Raw genomic sequence first — 23,711 nt, 5'->3', positions numbered from 1 at the left:
CCCACCGCGTCACACAGCGGGCTCAGAGCTTTCTCTCGGGGTGTTCCCATCGTCGTACGCCAGCATGAGCCGCATGATCGCCCCCCACTCGACAACCACCCACGCCCCCGCCCGCCCGGTCCGCAAGGCGGTCGTACCCGCCGCCGGCCTCGGCACCCGCTTCCTGCCCGCCACGAAGGCGACACCCAAGGAGATGCTCCCGGTCGTGGACAAGCCGGCCATCCAGTACGTCGTCGAGGAAGCGGCGGCCGCCGGCCTCGACGACATACTGATGATCACCGGCCGCCACAAGCGGGCCATCGAGGACCACTTCGACAACGCCTTCGAACTGGAGCAGGTCCTCGCGGCCAAGGGCGACACGGTCCGACTGGACGCCGTACGCGACCCCGCACGCCTGGCCGACATCCACCACATCCGCCAGGGCGAACCCCTCGGCCTCGGGCACGCCGTGCTCTGCGCCCGCCGCCACATCGGCGACCAGCCGTTCGCCGTCCTGCTCGGCGACGACCTCATCGACCCACGCGAGACCCTGCTCGGCCGGATGCTGGAGGTCCGCGACCAGCACGCGGGCAGCGTGGTCGCCCTCATGGAGGTCCCCCGCGAACAGATCCACCTCTACGGCTGCGCGGCCGTGGAACCCACCGGGCAGGACGACGTGGTCCGCGTCACCGGCCTGGTCGAGAAGCCGGCGGCACAGGACGCCCCCAGCGCCTACGCCGTCATCGGCCGCTACGTCCTCGACCCCGCCGTCTTCGACATCCTGGAGCGCACCCCGCCCGGCCGCGGCGGCGAGATCCAGCTCACCGACGCCCTCCAGGAACTGGCCACCGGCGGCACCGTGCACGCGGTCGTCTTCGACGGACTGCGCTACGACACCGGCGACAAGGCCGACTACCTGCGCACGGTCGTCCGCATGGCCTGCGACCGCGACGACCTCGGACCCGAGTTCGTGGGCTGGCTCAGGGAGTTCGTCGCGGGGCTGGCGGACACCGGGCCGGCGGGGCTGCGGGACGCCCGGACGGCGGAGGTGATCGGCGCCGGGGCGGCCGCGGTCGACGGGGCCGGGACGGCGGAGGTGAACGACGGCCGGACCACCGGACGCCTGGACACCAAAAGCGCCGGACGCGAGCGGTCCGCCGCCTGATCCGGGCGGCCGAGCACCCGTCCGCTTCCTGGTGAGGGCGGAGGTGGACGGCCGGACGCGGCCGGCCGTCCACCTCCCCGCCCGTGCCGTGAGCCCTGACTCAGCCGTTGGGCCGGAGGGTCCAGACCACGGTCATCTCGGTGGTGACCGCCCCGTCCTCGCGCCGGATGGCGACGGACACCGGGAACTCCGGGCGCTTGCCCTCGTCGAGCTCGGCGACGACCTCGGCGGCGGGGCGGCCGAGCGTCGCGGTGGCGGTGACCGGCCCCAGGGCGATCTTCCTGAACGCGATCTCGGCGGTCACCGGCAGCGGCACGGCCCGCGAGAGCTGGTCGCCGAAGGCCGCCAGGACGATCGCCCCACTGGCCGACTCCCCCAGCGTGAACATCGCGCCGGCGTGCGGCCCGCCCACGTGATTGCGGTACTCGCTCTGGTCCGGGAGGGCCAGGACGGCCTGCTCCGGGGTGGTCTCCAGGTACTCCAGGTTCAGCGTGCGAACCATCGGCACCGTGGCGGCGAGCAACTCGCCGATGGACATCTGATCTGCGCTCATGCCGTCATGTTACCCATGAGTAGCCTCGCGGGGCCAGAGCCCCCGGGTGATCGCCGTATCCTTACCGCCCATGTGGCCAGGACAGCAGCCGCCGGGGGGCGGGCAGGACCCGCAGCAGCACCCGGCTGAGAAGAACCCCTACCAGCAGCCCGGATACCACCAGGCGAACCCGTATGCCGGGCAGCCCCAGCCGTGGGACGCGCCCACCCTGGTGCCCGCTCCGCCGGGCGGCGGGCGTCGCACCAAGGTGGTGGCGATCAGCGTCGCCGCGGCCGTGGTGCTGGCCTCCGCCGTCACCGGCGCCGTGCTCCTGGGCGGCGGTTCGGACGACGAGGCCGGCCCCGGCCCGACGACCTCCCCGGCGTCGGCGTCCCCCTCCCCCTCGGGCAACCCCCGCGCCGCCGACGGCATGAAGCCCACCGTGGCCGGCTGGAAGGTCGTCGTGAACCCCGACCTCGGCGTCGCCTTCGACGTCCCGTCCGACTGGGCGCCGCAGTCCACGGGTTGGGTCTCCTGGGTCTCCGAGAACGACGACCCGCAGGACAAGCCCCTCGTCGCCATGAAGGCTCCCGCGTACCTCAAGGAGGAGTGGTGCGGGTCGGACGACGACAAGGACGGCGAGAAGGACTACACGTCGCTGGCCGCCGTGGGCACCAGGGGCAACAACGGCGCCAAGAGCACGGAGGCGATAGCCCGCACCGACTCCTCGACGTGGGTCTACGGCGGCTACACGCAACCGGACCGCAAGAAGGTCACCACCGGGCCGGTCACCTCCTTCACCACGACCTCCGGCCTCACCGGCAGTACCGCCACCTCCCGGTCCTCCGGGGCCGTCAGGAAGGACAAGTGCGACACCGAGGGCAAGGCGACGACCTTCGCCTTCACGAACACGGACGGCGACTTCGCGTCCTGGTCGCTGGTCGGGGTCGCGGGCGTGGACGACGAGGTCCCGGATGCCACGGTCCGCGAAATCATGAAGACCGTACGGCTCTACACACCCCCGTCCACGTAGGCGAGTTGATCCACCGCGGCACCGTTTTGCTACGTCCCTGACAAGGCCCGGTGACCTGATCGTGTCCCTGGCGGGACTAGGGTGGCTGCCCATGTGGCCAGGACAGCAGCCGCCCGGGGGCGAGCAGAACCCGCAACAGCAGCACAACCCGTACCAGCAGCCGGGGTACCAGCAGCCGAATCCGTACCAGCAGCCCGGATTCCAGCAGCCCAACACCTATCCGCAGCAACCGCAGTGGGGTGCTCCGGGGCCGGCCGGCCCGCCCGGACCGCCGCCCGGTGACGGCGGCAACCGGACGAAGGTCGTCGCGATCGTGGCGGCGCTGGCCGTGGTCGTGGCCGCCGGTGTGACCGGATTCCTGGTGCTGGGCGGCGACGACAAGGAGAACGTGGCGGACGGCAAGGACGTGAAGCCGTCCGCGAGCGCCTCCGAGCCGAGCGCGTCCCCCTCCGAGGACGACCCGCGCGGCGGTGACGCCGAGAAGGCGACCATCAGCGGCTGGAAGATCGTCGTCAACCCCAAGTGGGGTACGGCCTTCGACGTGCCGGCGGACTGGGAGGTGCAGTCCCCGCGGTCGGCCGTCGCCTTCGAGGAGGAGAACTCGGACGACATCAAGCCGATCATCACGATGTCGGCGCCGGCGATCCTCAAGTCCAAGTGGTGCGAGTCCGACGACGACAAGGACGGCAACACCGACACCATGTCCCTGGCCGCGACCGGCACCAAGGGCGCCAACGGAGCCAAGGACACCGACGAGATCGCCATCAACACGCCGGCCTGGTGGGTCTACGGCGGCTACACGCAGCCGGACAAGAAGAGCATCACGCTCGACAAGAAGGCCACGCCCTACACGACCACGTCGGGCGTCGAGGGCAGCTACGCCTGGGCGTCGTCGAAGGACACGCCCGCGAAGGGCAAGTGCGTCACCGACGGCAAGGCGATCACCTTCGGCTTCAAGAACTCCGCCGGTGACTTCGTGTCGTGGAACTTCTACGGCGCCAAGGGCGTCGACGAAGAGGTCTCCAAGGAGACCATCATGAAGATCCTCAGCACCGTACGCCTGCACGGCGAGCCGACGGGCTGACGCCGGGCCGCGCTTACCGGGTCTACCGCCGGGCCGCGCTTACCGGGTCTACCGCCGGGCCGCGCTTACCGGGTCTACCGCCGGGCCGCCTCCGGGTCTACCGCAGGTGTCCGCGGTAGACCCGGTCGGTCCTTTCGGCCCAACCGCGTCACCCGACGCCGAACGCCCCGTCCGGGGGCACGGGCGACGGTACGGCGTCCGCGTCGTGGACCGGCGTCGCGCCGCCGATGAACTTCCGCAGGGCGGGCCCGTGTTCGACCCGGGCCGGGAAGGCGTCGGAGGCGGTGAGCCGGGCGAGAGCGGTCGTGTCGAGCGGCCGGTGGGCGGCGACGAGCACCGCGTTGCCGAAGCGGCGCCCGCGCAGCACGCCCGGCTCGGCGATCAGCACCAGCTCCTCGAACACCGTGGCGAAGGTGGCGAGTTGGGAGCGCAGAAAGGAGAAGGGCGCCGCGTCGGCCAGGTTGGCCAGGTAGACGCCGTCGCCGCGCAGCACCCGCGCCGCGTCACGGGCGTAGGCGAGGGACGTCAGGTGGGCGGGCACTCTGGAGCCGCCGAAGACGTCGGCGACCAGGACGTCGGCGAGGTCGTCGGGGGCGGTTTCCAGCCAGGCGCGGGCGTCCGCCGCGTGCAGGGTGACGCCCGCGTCGTCCGGAAGCGGCAGCTGTTCGGCGACCAGCTCCAACAGCCCTCGGTCGGCCTCGACGACGTCCTGCCGGGAGCCGGGCCGGGTGGCGGCCAGGTACCGGGGCAGGGTGAGCGCGCCCCCGCCGAGGTGCAGTGCGTCCAGCGCCCGGCCGGTCTCCGCGACGGTGTCCAGCACGTGCCCGAGCCGCCGCGCGTACTCGAACTCCAGGTGCTCCGGCTCGTCCAGATCGACGTACGACTGGGGCGCCCCGTCCACGGTGAGCAGCCAGGCCCGTTCCCGGTCGACGTCGGGCATCAGCTTGGCGGTGCCGTGGTCGACGGCTCGGGTGACGGGTATGGCTTCGCTCACCCGCCCATTGTGCCTGTGCAGGCGTGAGGGGGACCGTGGGCCGGCCGCGACCGGCCCACGGTCCCCCGCGGGCGACGGCCCCCTTCACTCGACGGCGGTCACGGTCCCCGCCCCCACGGTCCGCCCGCCCTCACGGATGGCGAACCCGAGACCGGGCTCCAGCGGTACCTCCCGCCCGAGTTCCACGGTCATGACGACCGTGTCCCCCGGCCGGGCCACCGCGACCTCACCGAGGTCCACGTCACCTACCACGTCCGCGGTCCGGATGTAGAACTGCGGCCGATACCCGGTGGCGACGGGCGTCGTACGCCCGCCCTCCCGCGCCGACAGCACGTACACCTGCGCCGTGAAGCGCCGGCCGGGCACCACGCTCCCCGGCGCGGCCACCACGTGTCCTCGCCGTACGGCGTCGCGCTGGACCCCGCGCAGCAGCAAGGCCACGTTGTCGCCGGCCTGCGCCTCCTCCATGGGCTTGCCGAAGGTCTCCAGACCGGTGACCACGGTCTCCACGTCGGCGCCGAGCACCTCGACGCGGTCACCCAGCCGTACCGTGCCGCGCTCGACCGCACCCGTGACGACCGTCCCGCGGCCCGTGATGGTCAGGACGTTCTCGACGGGCATCAGGAACGGCGCGTCCACATACCGCTCGGGCATCGGCACATAGGTGTCCACCGCGTCGAGCAACGCCTCGACCGACGCCGTCCAGCGCGGGTCGCCCTCCAGGGCCTTCAGCCCCGAGACCCGTACGACGGGCACGGAGTCACCGCCGTAGCCGTGCGCGGTGAGCAGGTCGCGCACCTCCAGCTCGACGAGGTCGTTGAGCTCCTCGTCGCCCGCGTCGGCCTTGTTGAGGGCGACGACGACGTGGTTCACGCCCACCTGCCGGGCGAGCAGCACGTGCTCGGCGGTCTGCGGCATGATCCCGTCGAGCGCGGAGACGACGAGGATCGCCCCGTCCAGCTGCGCGGCGCCGGTGACCATGTTCTTGACGTAGTCGGCGTGGCCTGGCATGTCGACGTGCGCGTAGTGCCGGGTGTCGGTCTCGTACTCGACGTGCGCGATGTTGATGGTGATGCCCCGCGCCGCCTCCTCCGGCGCCCGGTCGATGCGGTCGAAGGGCACGAACGTGCCGGAGCCGCGCTCGGCCAGCACCTTGGTGATGGCGGCGGTCAGGGTGGTCTTGCCGTGGTCCACGTGCCCCATCGTGCCGATGTTCAGATGGGGTTTGGTGCGGACGTAAGCCGTCTTGGGCATGGCGATACCTCGAAGCCTCTGCGTAGGAGATGGGGACCCCGAGGACTCGCCGACCCTCCCCCTGCGGGGTCCGCCGGACGATCCGGAGAGGGTCAGCTTCGGGCGCCGTCGACAGCGGCCGGGAAGAGAACGGCAGCCTTCGGCGCATCCGCGACTGCGGATGCTGCGACGAGGAAGGCGTACCGGAACATGACGCAGATCATGGCTGACGCGTTGTCGCACGTCGAATGGTTTTCCGCGGTGCCGGGGCGGACAACGGGCGGGATCCATACGGCGATCACACATGTCCGTCGGTTACCGTCACTGGATGCTCGATGCCACCACCCGCTCTGGGGGCACCGCCACGGCCACTCCCCGGGCCGCCGCCACGGAGTTCGCCCTCGCCGTCCCCGCTCCGGAGCTCGCCGCACCCGCTCCGGCGGGCCTTGCCGCGCGTTGCACGAGAGTGCTGCTGTCTCCGTGGTCGCGCCTGTCCCTGCTGATCGCCCTGCTCGCGGGCGCCGCGTCGACCGTGCTGCTCTTCGAACCGCAGCGACTGCTCGCCGACGGCTGGCCACCCGAGCTCGGCGGAGCGGTGGCGGCGCTGGTGTTCGCGGTGGCGTACGGGCTGTGCACCGTCGCCTTCGTGCCCCGCCCGCTGCTGAACCTCGCGGCGGGCGCGCTCTTCGGCTCCCAGCTCGGCACCGGCGCGGCGATCGCGGGGACGGTGCTCGGCGCCGGTCTCGCCTTCGGCCTCGGCCGGATACTCGGGCAGGACGCGCTGCGTCCACTGCTGCGCGGCCGGTGGCTGAAGGCCGCGGACGGGCAGCTCAGCCGGCACGGCTTCCGTTCGATGTTGGCGGCCCGGCTGTTCCCGGGGGTGCCGTTCTGGGCCGCGAACTACTGCGCCGCCGTCTCCCGCATGAAATACCTCCCCTTCCTGCTGGCGACGGCGCTCGGCTCGATCCCGAACACCGCCGCCTACGTCGTGGCGGGCGCCCGTGCCTCCACGCCGACGTCGCCGGCCTTCCTGATCGCGATGGCCTGCATCGCGCTGCCCGCGCTCGTCGGCGCGGCGGTGGCCTGGCGCAAGCGCCACCACCTGCCCGGCCGGTGACGCCGCCTCAGACGCTTTCGAGGATCATCGCGTTGGCGAGTCCGCCCGCCTCGCACATCGTCTGCAGGGCGTAGCGGGCGCCGCGCTCGCGCATCGCGTGCGCCAGGGTGGCCGTCAGCCGGGTGCCGCTCGCCCCGAGCGGATGGCCGAGGGCGATCGCGCCGCCGTGCACGTTGACCTTGGCCGGATCGGCACCAGTCTCCTGCTGCCAGGCCAGGACCACGCTGGAGAACGCCTCGTTGACCTCGAACAGGTCGATGTCGCCGAGGGACAGTCCGGCCCTGCGCAGGACCTTCTCCGTGGCCGGTATCACGCCGGTGAGCATGAGGACCGGGTCGGAGCCGGTGACGGCGAAGCTGTGCAGGCGGGCGAGCGGGCGCAGGCCCAGGCGGGTCGCGGTCTCGCCGGAGGTGATGAGCACGGCCGACGCCCCGTCGTTGATCGGGCTGGCGTTGCCCGCGGTGACGTTCCACTCGATCTGCGGGTAGCGCTCGGCGAAGGCCGGGTCGTAGTACGCGGGCTTGAGGCCCGCCAGGGTCTCGGCGGTGCTGCCCGGCCGTACGCACTCGTCGCGCACGACGCCCTCCAGGGGCGCGACCTCGGCGTCGAACAAGCCCGCGTCCCAGGCCGCGGCGGCCTTGTGGTGCGAGGAGACCGCGAAGGCGTCCATCTGCTCGCGGGTGATCGACCACTTGGCGGCGATCAGCTCGGCGCTGATCCCCTGCGGGACGAGGCCCTCCGGGTAGCGCTCGGCGACGCCCGGTCCGAAGGGGTCCTTCCCCGCCGGGACGTTCGACCACATCGGGACCCGGCTCATCGACTCGACACCGCAGGCGACGACGAGGTCGTACGCGCCGGACATCACGCCCTGCGCCGCGAAGTGCACGGCCTGCTGGGAGGAGCCGCACTGTCGGTCCACGGTGGTCGCGGGGACGGTCTCCGGGAAGCCCGCCGACAGGACGGCGTAGCGGGTGGTGTTCATGGCCTGCTCGCCGACCTGGTCGACGGTGCCGCCGATGACGTCGTCGATCAGCGCGGGGTCGACGCCGGTGCGCTCGACGAGGGTGCGGAGGGTGTGGGCGAGGAGTTCGACGGGGTGGACGTGGGCGAGAGCGCCGTTCGGCTTGCCCTTGCCCACGGGAGTGCGTACGGCTTCGACGATCACTGCGTCGCGCATGTGCGGCCTCCAGGATGGCTGCCGGCAGCCGCTGTCGCGCACCGGCGAGTAGGAAATTCAAACTCACCCTAGCCCCGTGCGTTGGAATTTCCAACCCTCCCCTACACTGGGCGCCATGGCCGCCACCAAGGACCCGCGCCCCTGCTCCATCGCCGACGCGCTCGCACTCGTCGGCGAGAAGTACTCACTGCTGGTCCTGCGTGAGGTGTGCCTCGGCAACAGCCGCTTCGACCAGTTGGTGCGCAACATCGGCGCTCCGCGCGACATCCTCGCCACCCGGCTGCGCCGGCTGGTGGACGCCGGGATCCTGACGAAGGAGGCGTACCAGGAGCGCCCGCAGCGCTTCGAGTACCGGCCGACCCGGGCGGGGCTCGAACTGGAACCGGTCCTGATGACCCTGATGGCCTGGGGCGACCGCCACCTGCGAAGTGACGACGACCGCCCGATGGTGGTCCGGCACGTCTGCGGCGAGATCCTGGCACCGGTCGTCACCTGCCGGGCCTGCGGAGACGAGGTCCGGCACGAGGATCTGACGGCACACCCCCGGACCGCGGGCTGGACGGTGGCGGGACCGACGGCCGCGTAGCGCACCCCCGCTCCGAAACCCCCGTGCCGGCGCTGTCACTTCAGGGCGCTACGCTGCCCCTCGACACTTCCGATCACCGCGTACCGCGGCTCGGCGTGCCCGTCGCTCCTCACCACGATCAGCGCTTGGACTCCGTAACCTCATGTCTTGGTTTGAATCCCTCATCCTCGGACTCGTCCAGGGGCTGACCGAGTTCCTCCCCGTCTCCTCCAGCGCGCACCTGCGCCTGACAGCGGCCTTCTCGGGCTGGGAGGACCCGGGCGCGGCCTTCACGGCGATCACCCAGATCGGCACCGAGGCCGCGGTCCTGATCTACTTCCGCAAGGACATCGGGCGGATCATCTCGGCCTGGACGCGCTCGCTCACCAACAAGGAGATGCGCGGCGACCACGACGCGCAGATGGGCTGGCTGGTCATCGTCGGCTCGATCCCGATCGGTGTGCTCGGAGTGACGCTCAAGGACCAGATCGAGGGGCCGTTCAGGGATCTGCGGATCACCGCGACGATGCTCATCGTGGTCGGCATCGTCATCGGTGTCGCCGACCGGCTGGCGGCGCGCGACGAGAGCGGCGGCCGGCACCGTGCGGCCAAGCAGCGCAAGTCGCTCGAGGACCTGAGCGTCAAGGACGGTCTGATCTTCGGTCTGTGCCAGGCCTGCGCCCTGGTGCCGGGCGTCTCCCGTTCCGGCGCCACCATCAGCGGCGGCCTCTTCATGGGCTACCAGCGCGAGGCCGCGGCCCGTTACTCCTTCCTGCTCGCCATCCCCGCGGTGCTCGCCTCCGGACTCTTCGAGCTCAAGGACGCGATGGAGAACGACCACGTGTCCTGGGGGCCGACGATCTTCGCCACGGTGATCGCCTTCGTGGTCGGCTACGCCGTCATCGCCTGGTTCATGAAGTTCATCTCGACCAAGAGCTTCATGCCGTTCGTCTGGTACCGCATCGCCCTCGGCGTCGTGATCATCGTGCTGGTCACGATGGGTGTGCTCAGCCCGCACGCGGCGGAGTCCGCGGGCTGACCTGGCCTTACGCCAACTCGCCCGGATGGCACGGCAGTTCCCGTGACCAATCACATACGGGATCAGTAGCCGTTCGGTAGCGCACGGTCAGTTCCTGCCCTTAGGCTTGTGGGCATGTCCCCCAATTCCGTGGCCCCTGGTTCCGTGCGGTCTGCTGCCGAGGTGAACGAGCAGATCCGCGCGCTCTGGCTGCGCGCGGGCGGCACCCTCTCGACCCAGGAGCGCGCGGAGTACGAGCTGTTGGTGGTCGAGTGGGCGGCAGCGATCCGCGGCGCCGTGGTCGAAGCGGCCTGAAGCTCCCCGTCCGAGCGCGCCGTACAGCCTCCCCTACGAGGGGAGGGGGGCGCCGGCGGACGACTCGTCGTCCGGCAACTCCAGCTCCGGTTCGCTGAGTTGCTCGCGTACGTAGTTCCAGACCACCGCGATCAGCGCGGCGAGAGGCACGGCGAGCAGGCTGCCCACGATGCCGGCCATGCTGCCGCCGAGGGTCACCGCGAGCAGGATCACCGCCGCGTGCAGCCCGAGACCGCGGCTCTGGATCATGGGCTGGAACACGTTGCCCTCGAGCTGCTGCACGCCGACGATGATGGCCAGCACGATCAGCGCGTCCGTCAGCCCGTTCGAGACCAGGGCGATGAGGACCGCGACGAATCCGGCGAAGAGGGCGCCCACGATCGGCACGAACGCGGAGACGAAGGTCAGCACCGCCAGCGGAAGCACCAACGGCACCCCCAGGATCCACAGGCCGAGACCGATGAATACGGCGTCGAGCAGACCGACGAGTGCCTGCGACCGCACGAACGCGCCCAGGGTGTCCCAACTGCGTGCGGCCACGGTCGGGACGTCGGTGGCGAGCCGGCCCGGCAGCTGACGGGCCAGCCACGGCAGGAAGCGGGGGCCGTCCTTGAGGAAGAAGAACATGAGGAACAGCGCGAGGACGGCCGTGACCAGGCCGTTGACCACGGTGCTCACCCCGGTGACGACGGCGCCGACCATGCTGCCGAGACCCTCCTGAGCGCGGTCGGTCGCGGTGTCGAACGCCTTGGTGATCTGGTCGTCGCTGATGTTCAGCGGCGGCCCTGCGGCCCACTCGCGCAGCCGCTGGATGCCCTCGCCGACCCCGTCGGTCAACTCGCCCGACTGGGACGCCACCGGCACCGCGATCAGCGCCACGACCCCTGCCGCCACCAGGAGGAACAGCACGGTCACCGTGGCCGCCGCCAGGGCCGGACGCCACCCGCGACTGCGCAGGAAGCGCGTCAGGGGCCAGGTCAGCGTGGTGAGCAGCAGGCCGACTATGAGCGGCCAGACGATCGACCACATCCGCCCCAGCGCCCACAGGGCCACCGTGAGCATCACGAGTACCAACAGCAACTCGGCGGAGACTCGCGCCGACGTGCGCAACGCGGCGCGACTCTTCGTGGAACTCAACGTGGCAGGCATGGAGGTCACCTTATTGGTACGCCGTTCACAGCTCGCAGGCACCGCCCGTCAGGGGGAATCGGGGACTTGGACACCGCACGCCCCTTGGCGGCACCCCCGCCATGCCCAACACTGAGCCGATGACGCAGCGTGTGGAGCTCGCGACCGTGATGGACCGGCTGGCCGTCGACGGGCTGGTGACCGAGTACGCGATGGCGGTGGACGACGGCGACTGGGAGGCGTACCGAAAGCTGTTCACGCCCGACGGGAGAGCCGACTACCGGTCGGCGGGGGGCATCGAGGGAGACGCCGGGAAGGTCGCCTCGTGGCTGGAGGAGAGCATGCGGCTCTTCGCCATGCGCCAGCATCTGATCGTCAACCGCCGGGTCCGCTTCGGCGTACTGGAACAGGACACCGGCGACACGGCCCAGGTGCATGCCGACTACGTCAACCCGATGCGCCTCGCCGGTGACGTGAACGGATCGTCCGCCCCCGACTTCGTGTGCGGCGGGCGGTACGTCTTCGGGTTGCTCCGCACGTACGACGGCTGGCGGCTGCGCGAGGTGCTCGTCCGGGAGAAGTGGCGGCGCCTGCCGGACGGTCACCCGGCGCCTGTGATCAACTGAGCCGACGCCCGCTGTCCCGTGTGCGTCGCCGGAACGCACACTGGAGACACCACGGGGTAGGAGGCGCCGTATGAAGTCGTTCGGCCACTGGCTCACCTCCCCCTGGCGGCGCTCGGCCGTCGCCGCCCTGGCGGGCGCCCTGCCCGTGCTGGCCTTCCCCGCTCCCTCCCTGTGGTGGCTGGCCTATGTGGCCCTCGTTCCCTGGATCGTGCTGGTCCGCTCGGCGCCGACCGGGAAACGGGCGGCTTACGACGGCTGGTGCGGCGGGTTCGGCTTCATGCTGGCGATGCACCACTGGCTGCTGCCGAGCCTGCACGTGTTCACGTTCGTCATCGCCGCGCTGCTGGGCGCGCTGTGGGCCCCCTGGGGCGGGCTGGTGCGCCGCTGCCTCGCCGGGACGCCCTCTCCGGTCCGGGTGGCGGCCGCCCTGTTCGTCGTGCCGTCGGGCTGGCTGGCGGTGGAACTGGTGCGTTCCTGGCAGGGTCTCGGCGGGCCCTGGGGTGTGCTCGGCGCCAGCCAGTGGCAGGTCGAACCGGCGCTGCGGCTGGCCTCGGTGGGCGGGGTGTGGCTGCTCAGCTTCCTGGTGGTGGCGGTGAACGTGGCCGTCGCGGTGCTGGTCGCGGTGCGCGCGGCCCGGGTGCCGGCCGTGGCGGTGTGTGTGGCGACGGCGGCGGCCGCCTCGGCGGCCTGGGTGTGGTCACCGCGCCCCGACACCGACGGCCGATCCAGGATCGCGGTCGTCCAGCCGGGCGTCGTCGAGGGCGCCGACCGGCGCTTCGCCCGCGAGGAACAGCTCACCCGCGAGCTCGTCGGGCAGGACGCCGACCTGATCGTGTGGGGCGAGAGCAGCGTCGGCTTCGACCTCGGCGACCGGCCCGACCTGGCGGCGCGGATCGCCCGTCTCTCGCGCGAGACGGGCGCCGACGTCCTGGTCAACGTGGACGCCCGGCGCTCCGACAAGCCCGGCATCTACAAGAGTTCGGTCCTGGTCGGCCCGGACGGTCTCACCGGCGACCGGTACGACAAGATGCGGCTGGTGCCCTTCGGTGAGTACATCCCGGCCCGCTCCCTGCTCGGCTGGGCGACCTCGGTCGGCAAGGCGGCGGGCGAGGACCGCCGACAGGGCTCCGAGCAGGTGGTGATGGACGTGGGGAACGGGCTGCGCGTCGGCCCGATGGTGTGCTTCGAGACCGCCTTCCCCGACATGACCCGGCATCTCGCCGAGGACGGCGCGGAGGTACTGGTCGGCCAGTCCGCCACCTCCACCTTCCAGCAGAGCTGGGCCCCCGCGCAGCACGCCTCACTGGCCGCGCTGCGCGCCGCCGAGACCGGCCGCCCGATGGTCCACGCGACGCTGACGGGCGTCTCGGCGGTCTACGACGCGAGCGGGCAGCGCGTCGGACCGCGGCTCGGCACGACCGCGAGCACGAGCACGGTGTACGAGGTGCCGCTGGCGCGGGGCGTCACACCGTACGTCCGGTTCGGTGACTGGGTGCCGCACGCAGCGCTGCTGATCCTCGCCGCGTGGGGTCTCGGCGAGGGCGTACGGGTCCTGCGGGTCAGGCGGAAAGCTCCTGGACCGCGCGTACCACCCGTTCGCACAGTTCGTGAGTCGCCAGCGCGTCCCGGGCGCTGAGCACCCGGCCCGCGCGCACGGCGTCGAGGAAGGCGAGCACCACCTGCTCGATGCCGCGCTGCCGGGCCACCGGCACCCAGTCGCCGCGCCGGCGCACGGTCGGCTGGCCCTTGTGGTCGATCACCTCGGCGAGGTTGACCACCTGGCGCTTGGTGTCCTGACCGGACACCTCCAGGATCTCCTCGGCCGAGCCGCTGAGCCGGTTCATCACGCCGAGCGCGGTGAAGCCGTCCCCGGCCAGCTGCAGGACGACGTGGTGCAGCAGCCCGTTCTCCACTCGGGCCCGCACGGTCACGTCGTCGACCGGTCCGGGAACCAGGAAGCGCAGGGTGTCCACGACGTGGATGAAGTCGTCGAGGATCATCGCGCGCGGCTCCTCGGGGAGTCCGACGCGGTTCTTCTGCATGAGGATGAGCTCGCGCGGGTGGTCTGCGCACTGCGCGTAACCGGGGGCGTAGCGCCGGTTGAAGCCGACGGCCAGGCTCACGTCACGCCGCTCGGCGAGCGTCACCAGCCGTTCGGAGTCGGCGAGTTCGTACGCCAGCGGCTTGTCGACGTACGTCGGTACGCCGGCCTCCAGCAGCCTGGTCACGATCTGTGGGTGCGCGGTGGTCGGCGCGTGCACGAAGGCGGCGTCGAGGCCCTGGGCGAGGAGGGAGTCGAGGTCGGCATGGCGCTGCCCGTCGGGCAGACGAAGGCCGTCGGCCACCCGGGCCAGCGTCGCGGGCGTGCGGGTCTGGAGGTGCAGTTCGACCCCGGGCAGAGTGCCCAGCACCGGCAGATACGCCTTCTGCGCGATGTCACCGAGTCCGATGCAGCCGACCTTCACGGGGACTCCCTCACTGCTTGCCTGCGCCTGGTTCCACGGCAGCATACGGCGGCCGCGGCGACGGCCGGCCCGGTGGGGCGGCTGGGCCCCGGACGTCGTTCGCCGGGTGCGAAGCCGTGGTGGCGCCGGGGCTCGGTGGGCGACGATGCGGGCATGACCATACAGCGCGGTGAACCCGCCCAGAACGCCGACGAACGGACCATGCTGGAGGGCTGGCTCGACTACCACCGGCAGACCCTGGCGTGGAAGTGCGAGGGCCTGACCGACACCCAGCTCAGGACCGCGTCCGTGGAGCCGTCCGAACTGTCCCTGATGGGGCTGGTGCGGCACATGGCGGAGGTCGAGCGGGGCTGGTTCCGCAAGGTGCTGGTGGACGACGACCCGGGGCCGATCTACTACACGGAGGAGGACCGGGACGGCGAGTTCCACCTCACCGAGGCGGACACCTGGCAGGAGGCGTACGCCACCTGGCAGCGCGAGATCGAGATCGCCCGGCGCCACGCCGCCGGCTTCGGCCTGGACGAACTCTCCCGCGGCAGGAGCCGGTTCACCGACGCGCCCTTCAGCCTGCGCTGGATCTACACGCACATGATCGAGGAGTACGCGCGCCACAACGGCCATGCCGACCTGATCCGCGAGCGCATCGACGGCGCGACGGGAGACTGAGGCCCGGCCCACCGCGGAGCCCGGCCTCTGCGGCGGGCGGGGGCCGGCCGCCACCGCCCGCCGCGTCATCCGCGGCCGGTCCGACGCCTCCGTACGGGGCCGGAGATCACCCGTGCGGGGCATCCTCCGCTTGTCCGCTGTCCAAAGGTCCTTCGACCCAGCAGAGTTGCGCGGGTGCATCGAACGACGACCACCGCAACGCTCCTGGTGACCGTGGCTGTCTCGGCCCTCTCCGGCTGTGTGACGGTCCAGCGCCCGTCCCTGCCCGGCCCGCCGGCGGCACCGTCCCAGCCGTCGGGGCCCCGGCCGGACGGGGAGGCGGAGCAGCAGATCGTGCAGGCACCGGCTCGCGAGGCCCTGGAGATGATCGGCCCGTCCCGCCCCCCGGGCCCGAAGTCGGCCGCGTCACCCGGTGCCGCCCCGTCGTCGCCCCCGCCGCGGGCCCAGGAACCGCCTACCGGCTTCCGACCGGCGCGCTCCGCGCGTCCCGAACCGCGGCGCCCCGATGTCGGGCACCAGGAGAAGCCGCGGGTCGACATCCCGGACGTGGCCAGGTCGGTGCCCAGGGACGCGAAGGACGTCTGTGCCCTCGGCAGGCAGTACGGCGGCTGGGAGGCGGGCAGCCCGGAGTCGATGATCTGCGACGGGACCTACGGGCGTTGAGCCAGGAGGCCCCAGCGGCCGGCACGGCCTCACCGGCCGGACACGCGGCCGTCCGCGGTCTCACCCGTCGGCCGCTCCACCGTCGCCGAGCCGCAGCTCCAGTCGGCTGATCGCGCCCCGTACCCCGTCCCCGTAACCGTCGTCGCCCAGCGCGTCGGACGCGCCCCGCGCCCGGCGCAGATGGGTGCGGGCGGCCTCGGTGCGGCCGAGCTTCACATAGTCGGCGGCCAGGTTCAGATGCAGGGACGGGTACAGGGCCCGCACCGCGAGTGCGTCCTCGTGCTCGCGCAGCCGGTCGTCCGTCAGCTCCTCGGCGGCCGTCAGCGCTCGCAGGTCCCAGGCGAGCTCGTCGAACGGGTCGTCCTGGGTGTCGGCCATGTAGTGGGCGAGCGTGCAGCGGTGCAGCGGGTCGCCGTCCTCACCGATCTCCGTCCACAGGTCCAGGAAGCGCTGCCGGGCCTCCTCACGGTCCCCGGCGTGATGCAGCATCACGACCTGTCCGATCCGTGTCATCACGGCGTCCACGGCCGCCTGCCCCTGTCGCTCCGCCACCGCGTCCTCCGCACCCTCGTCGACTGTCCTTCCCGACGCTAACCGCAGGCACTGACAATCGGGCTCAGGCGGCACCGGGCCGGTCGACGGGGAACCGGCCCGGCGGACGAGGGCGCCCGCGGGCGGTCCTCCCGGCGGGGATCAGCCCAGGTTGGGGATGGTCCAGTCGATGGGCTCGTGGCCCTGGCGCGCGACCGCCTCGTTGATCTGCGTGAACGGGCGGGAGCCGAAGAACTTCTTGGCCGACAGCGGGGAGGGGTGAGCGCCCTTGACCACCACATGCCGGGTCTCGTCGATCAGCGGGAGCTTCTTCTGCGCGTAGTTGCCCCACAGCACGAAGACCGCAGGCTCGGGCCGGTCGGCCACCGCGCGGATCACGGCGTCGGTGAACTTCTCCCAGCCCCGGCCCTTGTGCGAGTTGGCCTCGCCGCCCCGGACCGTGAGCACCGCGTTCAGCAGCAGGACGCCCTGCCGGGCCCACGGCATCAGGTAGCCGTTGTCCGGGATCTCCAGCCCGAGCTCCTCCTTCATCTCCTTGTAGATGTTGCGCAGGGAGGGCGGGGTCTTCACCCCCGGACGGACCGAGAAGCACAGGCCGTGCCCCTGTCCCTCGCCGTGGTACGGGTCCTGGCCGAGGACGAGGACCTTCACCCGCTCGTACGGCGTCGCGTCGAGCGCGGCGAAGACCTCCTCGCGCGGAGGGTGGACGGGACCCTTCGCGCGCTCCTCCTCGACGAACTCCGTCAGCTCCTTGAAGTAGGGCTGCTGCAGTTCGTCGCCCAGGACCCCGCGCCAGGACTCGGGCAGCATGGAGATGTCGGTCACGTCAACTTCCTTACGGTGTGCGGTCACTGCGACGTGCGCTCACGTCCAGGCCACAGAACCTACAGGCGAGCACTGACAATCCCCGTCGGGACCGGCGAAACCGCCCCTACCAGCTGGTCTTCCAGTACAGCTCCCACATCACCATCATCGTCGCCGGGTCGATGACCTTCTCGAGACCGGCGATCTCCTCGTTCGCGGCCACGTACTGCTTGCCCTGCCACAGCGGCAGCAGTCGCGCGTCGTCCACGAGGATCTGCTGGGCCTCCTCGAACTGCGCGGCCACGGCCCCGCGGTCGCTCTCCGCGCGCGACTCCGGCAGCAGCTTGCCGGTGATCTCGGGTGCGTCGTACGGGGTGCCGAGCGCGTTCTGCTCGCCCACGAAGGGGGCGACGAAGTTGTCGGGGTCGTTGAAGTCGGGGAACCAGCCGCGCCCGAAGACCGGGTACTCGCCCTTCTGGTAGCCCTCCACGTAGGTGTTCCAGGGGCGGCTCTTGAGCGTGACCGAGAACAGGCCGGAGACCTCGAGCTGCCGCTTCAGCTCCTCGAAGGCGGGCTTGGTCTGCGAGCCGTAGCGGTCGCTGGTGTACCAGAACGTCAGCGGGACGCGGTCGGTGATGCCCGCTTCCGTGAGGATCTGCCTGGCCTTGGAGACGCTGGGGTTCCCGTAGTCGTCGAAGAAGCCGGTGGTGTGTCCGACCAGTCCCCTGGGGATCATGGAGTACAGCGGCTCCACGGTGTTCTTGTAGATGTTGTGCGCGAGCGCCGGGCGGTCCACGACCTGTGCGATCGCCTTGCGGACCGCGGCCTTGCCGGCCCACGGGTCGCTGGGGTTGAACACCAGGTAGCTGATCTCGGTGGTGGCGTTCTCGACGAGCTGGAGCCCCTCCGCCTTCGCGTTGTCCTCGATGTCCACGGTGTCCGCCGCGCCGAGACCGCGGTAGATGACCGCGATCTCCTTGTCCTTGAGTGCCTTGACCATCTCGTCCGACTGCTGGAAGTAGCGGATGGTGACGGCGCTGTTCTTGCGGTCCGCTATGCCCTTGTAGTTGTCGTTGCGGACGAGCTCGGCCTTCTTGCCCTCGTCGTAGGAGGCGAGGCTGTAGGGCCCGGAGCCGCTGATCTCCCCGTCCTTGCGGAGCGCGTTCGCCGGGTACTCGTCGGGGTCCACGATCGACATGGCGGGTGTGGTGAGCACGAGGGGGAAGGTGGCGTCAGGCTGGCTGAGGTGGAAGACGACCTCACGGTCGCCCTTCACCTGCACCCGGGAGAGAGTCCCCAGCAGTCCCGCGGGGCCGCCGTTGACGTTGATCTTCTTGATCCGGTCGAACGAGTGCTTGACGGCCGTGGCGTCCAGCGTGTGCCCGTCGGAGAACTTCAGGCCCTCGCGCAGCGTGCAGCTGTACACGGTGCTCGAGCTGTCCGTGAACTCGCAGCTCTCGGCGGCGTCGGGCTCGGGCGCGGCGCCACCGGGGGTGTAGTTCAGGAGCGTCTGGTACACGTTGCGGAACAGCTCCCAGGAGTTGTCCCACGAGGCCGCGGGGTCCAGGGTGGCCGGTGCGCTGGTCGTCCCGACGACGATCGGGTTCTCGTCTCCGGAGGCGTCCGAGGAGAACACACCACATCCGGCCACCAGGGATATGGACGCGAGAGCCGCGAACGGCGGCAGGTATCGGTTCCGGATGAACACGCGCTTGCTCCTCGAAATGCCGTACCAAGGGTCGGCAGACCATACCGCAGCGCTCCGGCCGTTGAACCTACCTTCGAATCGACCTGTTGATCGAATTTCGATGACGACGTTGTCATCGGAGGTTGAACCTCCGGTGTCCGGCACGGGCGCCGCCTCGTCGGGCGCCCGTGCCGAGGTGACCGAGGGGTCAGCCCACGCCCGCGTTCAGGAAGATCCCGCCGTCGACGACGAGGGTCTGCCCGGTGATCCAGTCGGACTGGTCCGAGGTGAGGAAGGCGGCGGTGCCTCCGATGTCGGAGGGCACGCCGAGCCGGCCCAGGGGGTAGGACGCGGCCGCCTCCGCCTCCCGGCCCTCGTACAGGGCCTGCGCGAACTTGGTCTTCACGACGGCCGGGGCGATCGAGTTGACCCGCACCCTGGGCGCGTACTCGTGCGCCAGCTGAAGGGTCAGGTTGATCATCGCGGCCTTGCTGATGCCGTAGGCGCCGATGAAGGGCGAGGCGGAGACGCCGGCGACGGAGGCGATGTTGACGATCGCGCCGCCGTTGTCCTTCTGCCAGGCGTGCCAGGTCCGCTGCGCGAAGCCGAGCGCCGAGACGACGTTGGTCTCGAACACCTTGCGGGCGACGTTCAGGTCGAGGTCGGCGATCGGCCCGAACACCGGGTTGGTACCGGCGTTGTTGACCAGGAAGTCGACGCGGCCGAAGGCCTCCATCGTGCGCTCGACCGCGACGGCCTGGTGGGCCTCGTCGTGGGCCTTGCCCGCGACGCCGATCACCCGGTCGGCGCCGAGCTGCTCGACGGCCTCCTTGAGGGCGTCCTCGTTGCGCCCGGTGATGCAGACGCGGTCGCCGCGCGCGATCAGCGCCTCGGCGACGCCGTAACCGATGCCGCGGCTGGCGCCCGTGACGAGCGCGACCTTGCCCGAAAGCTCGGGGAGTTCCACCGAAGTCATGTTCCTGATCCCCTAGTCGAGCGGTCCGCCGGCCACGTACAGCACCTGGCCGGAGACGAAGCCGGCGGCCTCGTTGGTGAAGAAGGCGATGGCGTTGGCGATGTCGTCGGGCTCGCCGACGCGGGCCACCGGGATCTGGGTGGCGGCCGCGGCCTTGAACTCCTCGAAGCCCATGCCGACCCGGGCGGCGGTCGCGGCGGTCATGTCGGTGGCGATGAAGCCGGGGGCGACGGCGTTGGCGGTGATGCCGAACTTGCCGAGCTCGATGGCGAGGGTCTTGGTGAAGCCCTGCAGACCGGCCTTGGCGGCGGAGTAGTTGGCCTGGCCGCGGTTGCCGAGCGCGGAGGACGAGGAGAGGTTGACGACGCGGCCGAAACCGGCGTCCACCATGTGCTTCTGGACGGCCTTGGTCATCAGGAAGGAGCCGCGCAGGTGCACGTTCAGGACGGTGTCCCAGTCGGAGACGCTCATCTTGAACAGCAGGTTGTCGCGGAGCACGCCCGCGTTGTTGACCAGGATCGTCGGGGCGCCGAGCTCCGCGACGACGCGTGCGACCGCCGCCTCGACCTGGGCCTCGTCGGAGACGTCCGCGCCTACCGCGATCGCCTTGCCGCCGGCCGCTGTGATCTTCTCGACGGTGTCCTTGCAGGCGGCCTCGTCGAGGTCGATCACGGCGACCGCGCGACCCTCGGCGGCCAGTCGTACGGCGGTGGCGGCCCCGATGCCGCGCGCTCCGCCGGTGACCACGGCGACCCGCTGCTCAGTGGTGGACATTGCTGGTTCTCCTCGCCCTCGAGAAGGACGCCCACCAAGTGAGCGACCGCTTAGTACCTTCAGCAGACGTGACGCTAGAAGCCCTGGCACTCGGTGTCAACGGCCCATCGGGTGCATGTGATCCATTACCTGCTCGACCGCCTGCCCGGGAGCCCTCTCCCACCGGTCATCGTCCCGCACACAGGCGCGGCGGCGGGCCCGCCGTGGACACCCGATCGGCCCAGTGCTGCGCGCCCCCGCGCCAGGTGGCCCATAGCGTCGGAGCGCGGGCCACTCGTGGCCGGAGAGGAGGCGCTCCATGCGCCGTCGTACCGGTGCCGTCGGCACGCTGATCGCGATCGCCGCGATAGTGCCGTTGGCCGACATCGCTCACGCACAGGATCTGGACTGCCGCGACTTCACCTACCAGGAGGAGGCGCAGGCCGTGTTCGACTCGAACCCCGGCGATCCGAACCGCCTCGACGAGGACCAGGGGCCGGACGACGGCATCGCCTGCGAGGTGCTGCCCCGACGGGGCGCCGGAGTCATCTCGTCGACCAGCGCTCCCCGCAGCCCGTCGCCCTCCCCCTCCGTCACCGCGACGCGCGGTGTGCGCGGCGGGCTGGGCGGGGCGTCGGAGTCCGGACCGAGCGGGCCGGACATCGGGATCGGTCTGGCCTTCGTCGCCGGCGGCGTCCTCGCAGCCGCGTTTGCCGTGAAGCGCCGCCGGGGCTGACCGCCGGGACTGCTACCCGGCCCCGGTCACCGTACGAGCAGGTCGAGGAGGCGGGCGGGTTCGGCGGCCGGGTCGGTGGTCAGGCCGGTGTGCACCGGGCCCGGCTGGACGACCGTCGAGCGGGGCGCGATCAGCCAGCGAAAGCGCCGTCCGGCGTCGTCGCGCGCCGCCTGGCCGGCCGCCTCGCCGCCCGCGCAGACGCCCTCGACGGCACGCAGGGCCGCCCGTACGCCGGCCACGTCCGCGTCCGGGTCGAGGGCCAGCAGCCGTGCCTCGTCGAGGTGGGTGCGCACGCCGACGTAGGACTTGGCACGGCAGTACACGAGCACCCCGGCGTTGATGCACTCGCCGCGCTCGATGCGGGGCACGACCCGCAACAGCGCGTACTCGAAGACGTCCCGGTCGCTCCGGTCGCTTCCCCTGATGATGTGGCGCTCGTTCACCTGGTTCCCTCGATGCCCTGGACGCTGTCGTGGACGGAGGCGGCTCGTGCGACCAGTGGCCGCGCGTAGGCCCGACGAAGATCGTCCGGCGTCTCGAAGCCGGGCTCGTCCGTCAGCCACACGTCCGGGATCTCCGCGGTGACCTCGGCCAGCAGCTCCTCGGTGACCAGCGGCGCGAGCGCGGCGGCGGCCGCGGCGACGTCCGGTGCGAAGGGTGCGAGCGCGTGGTCGGTGGCGTCGTAGGGGCGGGCCGCGGAGGTCTCGGCGCCTGGCCAGTTGTGGTGCCAGATCATGGTCGCGCCGTGGTCGATGAGCCACACCTCGCCCTGCCACATCAGCAGGTTGGGGTTGCGCCAGGAGCGGTCGACGTTGTTCACGAGTGCGTCGAACCAGAGGATCCGGCCGGCCTCCTCGGGGCTCACGGAGAAGGCGAGGGAGTCGAAACCGAGGGCACCGGAGAGGAAGTCCATGCCGAGGTTGCTGCCGCCGCTCGACCTGAGCAGCTCCTGCACCTGCTGGTCGGGTTCGCCGAGCCCGAGCACCGGGTCGAGGCCGATCGTCACCAGGCGGGGCACCCGGAAGCCCAGGCGCCGGGCGAGTTCCCCGCACACCACCTCGGCGACCAGGGTCTTGCGGCCCTGCCCGGCGCCGGTGAACTTCATGACGTAGGTCCCCAGGTCGTCGGCTTCGACGAGTCCCGGCAGCGAGCCGCCCTCACGCAGGGGCGTGATGTAGCGGGTCGCGATGACTTCCTTGAGCATCGCCCCAGAGTAGATCTTCACGACGGCTGAACGGCGCCTGCCCCCGGGCCGTACCTCTGTGCAGATCACGAGGCATCCGTGGAAGGGAACGTCAGGATGACCAGCGAAGCGCTTCCGCCCGTGGGGGCACCCTCCCGTCGTACCGTCGTCGCGGCGGTGGGCGCGGCCGGGATCGCCGCCGCCCTCAGCTCGTGCGGGTCGGACGAGGGCTCGTCCGGGACCGTTATCGGCAAGACGTCGGACATCCCGGAGGGCGGGGGCAAGATCTTCAAGAAGGAGGGTGTCGTGGTCACCCAGCCGTCGTCCGGCACCTTCAAGGCGTTCTCCTCGAAGTGCACCCACCAGGGCTGCGCGGTGACGAGTGTGGCCAACGGTGTCATCGTCTGCCCCTGCCACAACAGCGAGTTCTCCGTCACCGACGGCAGCGTGAAGAAAGGGCCCGCGACCCAGGCGCTGCCCGCCGCGAAGATCACCGTGAGCGGGGACTCCATCGAACTGACGTGAGCCGTCAGCCGCGTTCCGCGCCGCGGGGCCGTCGCAGGCAGGCCAGCACCTCGTCAGTGGTCGCGAGGGTGGCGACGAGGGCGAGGGTGTGGCGGATCATCGCGAGGGTGTAGTCGGAGGGCACCCCCGCGACGGCGTCCGTCGGCACGAGCACGGTGTAGCCGCGGTTGACGGCGTCGAAGACGGCGTTGGGGACGGCCACGTTGGCCGAGACACCGGTCACGACCAGTGTCCGGCAGCCCAGGTTGCGCAGCAGCGCGTCGACCTCGGTGCCCTGGATCGGCGACAGTCCGTGCAGCCGCCGTACGACGAAGTCCTCCTCGGTCACCTCGATCGGCGCCGCCGGGCGGACCGCGGCGGTGCCGGACAGTTGCCGCACGGGCAGGCGCTCGGCGGCGCGGAAGAGGCGGGCGTTGCGGTTCGCGCCCCGGCCGTCGGGACGGCGCTCCGCGATCGCGTGGATCACCTGGAGACCGTTCGCGTGCGCGGCTGCCACCAGCCGGGCGACGTTGGCGAGGGCTCCCGACGAGCGGGCCTGCTCGGCGAGTTCGGGCAGGGCGCCGTCCGGTCCGACGACGCCCTGCTGGCACTCCACGGTCAGCAGGACGGTGGTCGCGGGATCGAGGAGCTCGCTGAGCCGGTCATGCGACGGCATGGTTCCCCCTTCGCGCCGACGGTGTCGGGCGGGCGAGAGTAGCGACCATTGCGCGGGGACGGAAGACGAACCATTCTTTT

Annotated in this window: 27 protein-coding genes; 13 read left to right on the top strand and 14 right to left on the bottom strand. The window is 71.3% G+C overall.

Annotated features, from left to right (window positions below; translation table 11 throughout):
• The first annotated feature begins 73 nt into the window (after positions 1-73).
• A complete protein-coding gene (gene galU / locus AQJ84_RS05655) occupies positions 74-1,144 on the top strand; it encodes a UTP--glucose-1-phosphate uridylyltransferase GalU (protein ID WP_079022725.1) in 1,071 nt (356 codons plus the stop codon).
• Between the two features lie 100 nt (positions 1,145-1,244).
• Here galU and AQJ84_RS05650 read toward each other — a convergent pair whose 3' ends face one another.
• Positions 1,245-1,682 carry a DUF4442 domain-containing protein gene (locus AQJ84_RS05650; protein WP_030041452.1) on the bottom strand — a complete coding sequence of 146 codons (438 nt, stop codon included), beginning with the start codon at positions 1,680-1,682 and terminating at the stop codon, positions 1,245-1,247.
• 85 nt (positions 1,683-1,767) lie between these two features.
• Between AQJ84_RS05650 and AQJ84_RS05645 the strand changes: the two genes are divergently transcribed.
• Together AQJ84_RS05645 and AQJ84_RS05640 are read left to right on the top strand one after the other, a co-directional pair.
• The gene (locus tag AQJ84_RS05645; RefSeq protein ID WP_030041451.1) at positions 1,768-2,709 is read left to right on the top strand and encodes a hypothetical protein; all 942 of its coding nucleotides are present in this window, start codon (positions 1,768-1,770) and stop codon (positions 2,707-2,709) included.
• 91 nt (positions 2,710-2,800) lie between these two features.
• Positions 2,801-3,793, top strand: coding sequence for a hypothetical protein (locus AQJ84_RS05640; RefSeq protein WP_030041450.1), 993 nt, complete (start codon positions 2,801-2,803; stop codon positions 3,791-3,793).
• Positions 3,794-3,941: 148 nt separating this feature from the next.
• Here the strand turns inward: AQJ84_RS05640 and AQJ84_RS05635 are convergent, their stop codons facing one another.
• Both AQJ84_RS05635 and tuf read right to left on the bottom strand, forming a co-directional pair.
• Positions 3,942-4,787, bottom strand: coding sequence for a spermidine synthase (locus tag AQJ84_RS05635; protein ID WP_030041449.1), 846 nt, complete (start codon positions 4,785-4,787; stop codon positions 3,942-3,944).
• Positions 4,788-4,871: 84 nt separating this feature from the next.
• Complete coding sequence (gene tuf, locus AQJ84_RS05630) at positions 4,872-6,041, bottom strand: elongation factor Tu (RefSeq protein WP_030041448.1); 1,170 nt, start codon at positions 6,039-6,041, stop codon at positions 4,872-4,874.
• Positions 6,042-6,348: 307 nt separating this feature from the next.
• Between tuf and AQJ84_RS05625 the strand changes: the two genes are divergently transcribed.
• Positions 6,349-7,137, top strand: a complete 789-nt coding sequence (locus AQJ84_RS05625; RefSeq protein WP_030041447.1) for a TVP38/TMEM64 family protein — start codon at positions 6,349-6,351, stop codon at positions 7,135-7,137.
• A gap of 7 nt (positions 7,138-7,144) precedes the next feature.
• Here the strand turns inward: AQJ84_RS05625 and AQJ84_RS05620 are convergent, their stop codons facing one another.
• Positions 7,145-8,314 carry a thiolase family protein gene (locus tag AQJ84_RS05620; RefSeq protein ID WP_030041446.1) on the bottom strand — a complete coding sequence of 390 codons (1,170 nt, stop codon included), beginning with the start codon at positions 8,312-8,314 and terminating at the stop codon, positions 7,145-7,147.
• A 115-nt stretch (positions 8,315-8,429) separates the two neighbouring features.
• Between AQJ84_RS05620 and AQJ84_RS05615 the strand changes: the two genes are divergently transcribed.
• From AQJ84_RS05615 to AQJ84_RS40595, 3 genes are all read left to right on the top strand, one after another.
• On the top strand, positions 8,430-8,900 hold the full coding sequence (locus tag AQJ84_RS05615) for a winged helix-turn-helix transcriptional regulator (RefSeq protein ID WP_030041445.1): 471 nt from the start codon (positions 8,430-8,432) through the stop codon (positions 8,898-8,900).
• A 142-nt stretch (positions 8,901-9,042) separates the two neighbouring features.
• Positions 9,043-9,918: an undecaprenyl-diphosphate phosphatase gene (locus tag AQJ84_RS05610; protein ID WP_030041444.1), complete on the top strand. Its 876-nt coding sequence runs from the start codon at positions 9,043-9,045 to the stop codon at positions 9,916-9,918.
• Between the two features lie 114 nt (positions 9,919-10,032).
• Positions 10,033-10,212, top strand: a complete 180-nt coding sequence (locus AQJ84_RS40595; protein WP_078632009.1) for a hypothetical protein — start codon at positions 10,033-10,035, stop codon at positions 10,210-10,212.
• Between the two features lie 33 nt (positions 10,213-10,245).
• Here AQJ84_RS40595 and AQJ84_RS05605 read toward each other — a convergent pair whose 3' ends face one another.
• Entirely contained in the window at positions 10,246-11,361 is a 1,116-nt protein-coding gene (locus tag AQJ84_RS05605; RefSeq protein ID WP_030041443.1) for an AI-2E family transporter, read from the bottom strand.
• Positions 11,362-11,480: 119 nt separating this feature from the next.
• On the opposite strand from AQJ84_RS05605, the gene AQJ84_RS05600 reads away from it, so the two are divergent.
• Positions 11,481-11,966 carry a nuclear transport factor 2 family protein gene (locus tag AQJ84_RS05600; RefSeq protein ID WP_030041442.1) on the top strand — a complete coding sequence of 162 codons (486 nt, stop codon included), beginning with the start codon at positions 11,481-11,483 and terminating at the stop codon, positions 11,964-11,966.
• A gap of 70 nt (positions 11,967-12,036) precedes the next feature.
• The gene (lnt, locus tag AQJ84_RS05595) at positions 12,037-13,602 is read left to right on the top strand and encodes an apolipoprotein N-acyltransferase (protein ID WP_053192493.1); all 1,566 of its coding nucleotides are present in this window, start codon (positions 12,037-12,039) and stop codon (positions 13,600-13,602) included.
• Here lnt and AQJ84_RS05590 read toward each other — a convergent pair.
• On the bottom strand, positions 13,526-14,431 hold the full coding sequence (locus AQJ84_RS05590; protein ID WP_053192495.1) for a Gfo/Idh/MocA family protein: 906 nt from the start codon (positions 14,429-14,431) through the stop codon (positions 13,526-13,528). The genes lnt and AQJ84_RS05590 overlap by 77 nt on opposite strands.
• 153 nt (positions 14,432-14,584) lie before the next feature.
• Here AQJ84_RS05590 and AQJ84_RS05585 point away from each other — a divergent pair, with 153 nt between their 5' ends.
• Together AQJ84_RS05585 and AQJ84_RS05580 are read left to right on the top strand one after the other, a co-directional pair.
• Positions 14,585-15,097, top strand: coding sequence for a DinB family protein (locus AQJ84_RS05585; RefSeq protein WP_030041437.1), 513 nt, complete (start codon positions 14,585-14,587; stop codon positions 15,095-15,097).
• A gap of 174 nt (positions 15,098-15,271) precedes the next feature.
• Positions 15,272-15,760 carry a hypothetical protein gene (locus tag AQJ84_RS05580; protein WP_078632007.1) on the top strand — a complete coding sequence of 163 codons (489 nt, stop codon included), beginning with the start codon at positions 15,272-15,274 and terminating at the stop codon, positions 15,758-15,760.
• A 60-nt stretch (positions 15,761-15,820) separates the two neighbouring features.
• On the opposite strand, the gene AQJ84_RS05575 is transcribed toward AQJ84_RS05580, so the two are convergent.
• The 5 genes from AQJ84_RS05575 to fabG form a co-directional block, all read right to left on the bottom strand.
• A complete protein-coding gene (locus AQJ84_RS05575; protein ID WP_030041435.1) occupies positions 15,821-16,312 on the bottom strand; it encodes a tetratricopeptide repeat protein in 492 nt (163 codons plus the stop codon).
• A gap of 141 nt (positions 16,313-16,453) precedes the next feature.
• Positions 16,454-17,137, bottom strand: a complete 684-nt coding sequence (locus AQJ84_RS05570) for a uracil-DNA glycosylase (RefSeq protein WP_030041434.1) — start codon at positions 17,135-17,137, stop codon at positions 16,454-16,456.
• Positions 17,138-17,243: 106 nt separating this feature from the next.
• Entirely contained in the window at positions 17,244-18,824 is a 1,581-nt protein-coding gene (locus tag AQJ84_RS05565) for an ABC transporter substrate-binding protein (RefSeq protein ID WP_053192497.1), read from the bottom strand.
• Between the two features lie 187 nt (positions 18,825-19,011).
• Positions 19,012-19,779 carry an SDR family oxidoreductase gene (locus AQJ84_RS05560; protein ID WP_030041432.1) on the bottom strand — a complete coding sequence of 256 codons (768 nt, stop codon included), beginning with the start codon at positions 19,777-19,779 and terminating at the stop codon, positions 19,012-19,014.
• 12 nt (positions 19,780-19,791) lie between these two features.
• Positions 19,792-20,553, bottom strand: a complete 762-nt coding sequence (gene fabG, locus AQJ84_RS05555; protein ID WP_030041431.1) for a 3-oxoacyl-ACP reductase FabG — start codon at positions 20,551-20,553, stop codon at positions 19,792-19,794.
• A 298-nt stretch (positions 20,554-20,851) separates the two neighbouring features.
• Here fabG and AQJ84_RS05550 point away from each other — a divergent pair, with 298 nt between their 5' ends.
• Entirely contained in the window at positions 20,852-21,268 is a 417-nt protein-coding gene (locus tag AQJ84_RS05550; protein WP_030041430.1) for an excalibur calcium-binding protein, read from the top strand.
• Between the two features lie 26 nt (positions 21,269-21,294).
• Here the strand turns inward: AQJ84_RS05550 and AQJ84_RS05545 are convergent, their stop codons facing one another.
• A complete protein-coding gene (locus AQJ84_RS05545; RefSeq protein ID WP_030041429.1) occupies positions 21,295-21,711 on the bottom strand; it encodes a DUF3037 domain-containing protein in 417 nt (138 codons plus the stop codon).
• Positions 21,708-22,472, bottom strand: coding sequence for a HipA family kinase (locus AQJ84_RS05540; RefSeq protein ID WP_030041428.1), 765 nt, complete (start codon positions 22,470-22,472; stop codon positions 21,708-21,710). Before AQJ84_RS05540 ends, AQJ84_RS05545 begins: the two co-directional genes overlap by 4 nt.
• A gap of 96 nt (positions 22,473-22,568) precedes the next feature.
• On the opposite strand from AQJ84_RS05540, the gene AQJ84_RS05535 reads away from it, so the two are divergent.
• Positions 22,569-22,976 carry a Rieske (2Fe-2S) protein gene (locus tag AQJ84_RS05535; RefSeq protein ID WP_030041427.1) on the top strand — a complete coding sequence of 136 codons (408 nt, stop codon included), beginning with the start codon at positions 22,569-22,571 and terminating at the stop codon, positions 22,974-22,976.
• Between the two features lie 4 nt (positions 22,977-22,980).
• Here the strand turns inward: AQJ84_RS05535 and AQJ84_RS05530 are convergent, their stop codons facing one another.
• Positions 22,981-23,631: a cysteine hydrolase gene (locus AQJ84_RS05530; protein ID WP_030041426.1), complete on the bottom strand. Its 651-nt coding sequence runs from the start codon at positions 23,629-23,631 to the stop codon at positions 22,981-22,983.
• Between the last annotated feature and the right edge of the window lie 80 nt (positions 23,632-23,711).

The organism is Streptomyces resistomycificus, from assembly GCF_001514265.1.
Lineage (GTDB): Bacteria > Actinomycetota > Actinomycetes > Streptomycetales > Streptomycetaceae > Streptomyces > Streptomyces resistomycificus.
Note: the sequence above shows the minus strand (reverse complement) of the source record. Positions and strands in the feature narration are given on the sequence as shown.

Coding starts and splice junctions, on each gene's coding strand:
- galU (WP_079022725.1), top strand. CDS start 74: ATGATCGCCCCCCACTCGACAACCACCCACGCCCCCGCCCGCCCGGTC.
- AQJ84_RS05650 (WP_030041452.1), bottom strand. CDS start 1,682: ATGTCCATCGGCGAGTTGCTCGCCGCCACGGTGCCGATGGTTCGCACG.
- AQJ84_RS05645 (WP_030041451.1), top strand. CDS start 1,768: ATGTGGCCAGGACAGCAGCCGCCGGGGGGCGGGCAGGACCCGCAGCAG.
- AQJ84_RS05640 (WP_030041450.1), top strand. CDS start 2,801: ATGTGGCCAGGACAGCAGCCGCCCGGGGGCGAGCAGAACCCGCAACAG.
- tuf (WP_030041448.1), bottom strand. CDS start 6,041: ATGCCCAAGACGGCTTACGTCCGCACCAAACCCCATCTGAACATCGGC.
- AQJ84_RS05625 (WP_030041447.1), top strand. CDS start 6,349: ATGCTCGATGCCACCACCCGCTCTGGGGGCACCGCCACGGCCACTCCC.
- AQJ84_RS05620 (WP_030041446.1), bottom strand. CDS start 8,314: ATGCGCGACGCAGTGATCGTCGAAGCCGTACGCACTCCCGTGGGCAAG.
- AQJ84_RS05615 (WP_030041445.1), top strand. CDS start 8,430: ATGGCCGCCACCAAGGACCCGCGCCCCTGCTCCATCGCCGACGCGCTC.
- AQJ84_RS05610 (WP_030041444.1), top strand. CDS start 9,043: ATGTCTTGGTTTGAATCCCTCATCCTCGGACTCGTCCAGGGGCTGACC.
- AQJ84_RS40595 (WP_078632009.1), top strand. CDS start 10,033: ATGTCCCCCAATTCCGTGGCCCCTGGTTCCGTGCGGTCTGCTGCCGAG.
- AQJ84_RS05605 (WP_030041443.1), bottom strand. CDS start 11,361: ATGCCTGCCACGTTGAGTTCCACGAAGAGTCGCGCCGCGTTGCGCACG.
- AQJ84_RS05600 (WP_030041442.1), top strand. CDS start 11,481: ATGACGCAGCGTGTGGAGCTCGCGACCGTGATGGACCGGCTGGCCGTC.
- lnt (WP_053192493.1), top strand. CDS start 12,037: ATGAAGTCGTTCGGCCACTGGCTCACCTCCCCCTGGCGGCGCTCGGCC.
- AQJ84_RS05585 (WP_030041437.1), top strand. CDS start 14,585: ATGACCATACAGCGCGGTGAACCCGCCCAGAACGCCGACGAACGGACC.
- AQJ84_RS05560 (WP_030041432.1), bottom strand. CDS start 19,779: ATGACTTCGGTGGAACTCCCCGAGCTTTCGGGCAAGGTCGCGCTCGTC.
- fabG (WP_030041431.1), bottom strand. CDS start 20,553: ATGTCCACCACTGAGCAGCGGGTCGCCGTGGTCACCGGCGGAGCGCGC.
- AQJ84_RS05550 (WP_030041430.1), top strand. CDS start 20,852: ATGCGCCGTCGTACCGGTGCCGTCGGCACGCTGATCGCGATCGCCGCG.
- AQJ84_RS05540 (WP_030041428.1), bottom strand. CDS start 22,472: ATGCTCAAGGAAGTCATCGCGACCCGCTACATCACGCCCCTGCGTGAG.
- AQJ84_RS05535 (WP_030041427.1), top strand. CDS start 22,569: ATGACCAGCGAAGCGCTTCCGCCCGTGGGGGCACCCTCCCGTCGTACC.
- AQJ84_RS05530 (WP_030041426.1), bottom strand. CDS start 23,631: ATGCCGTCGCATGACCGGCTCAGCGAGCTCCTCGATCCCGCGACCACC.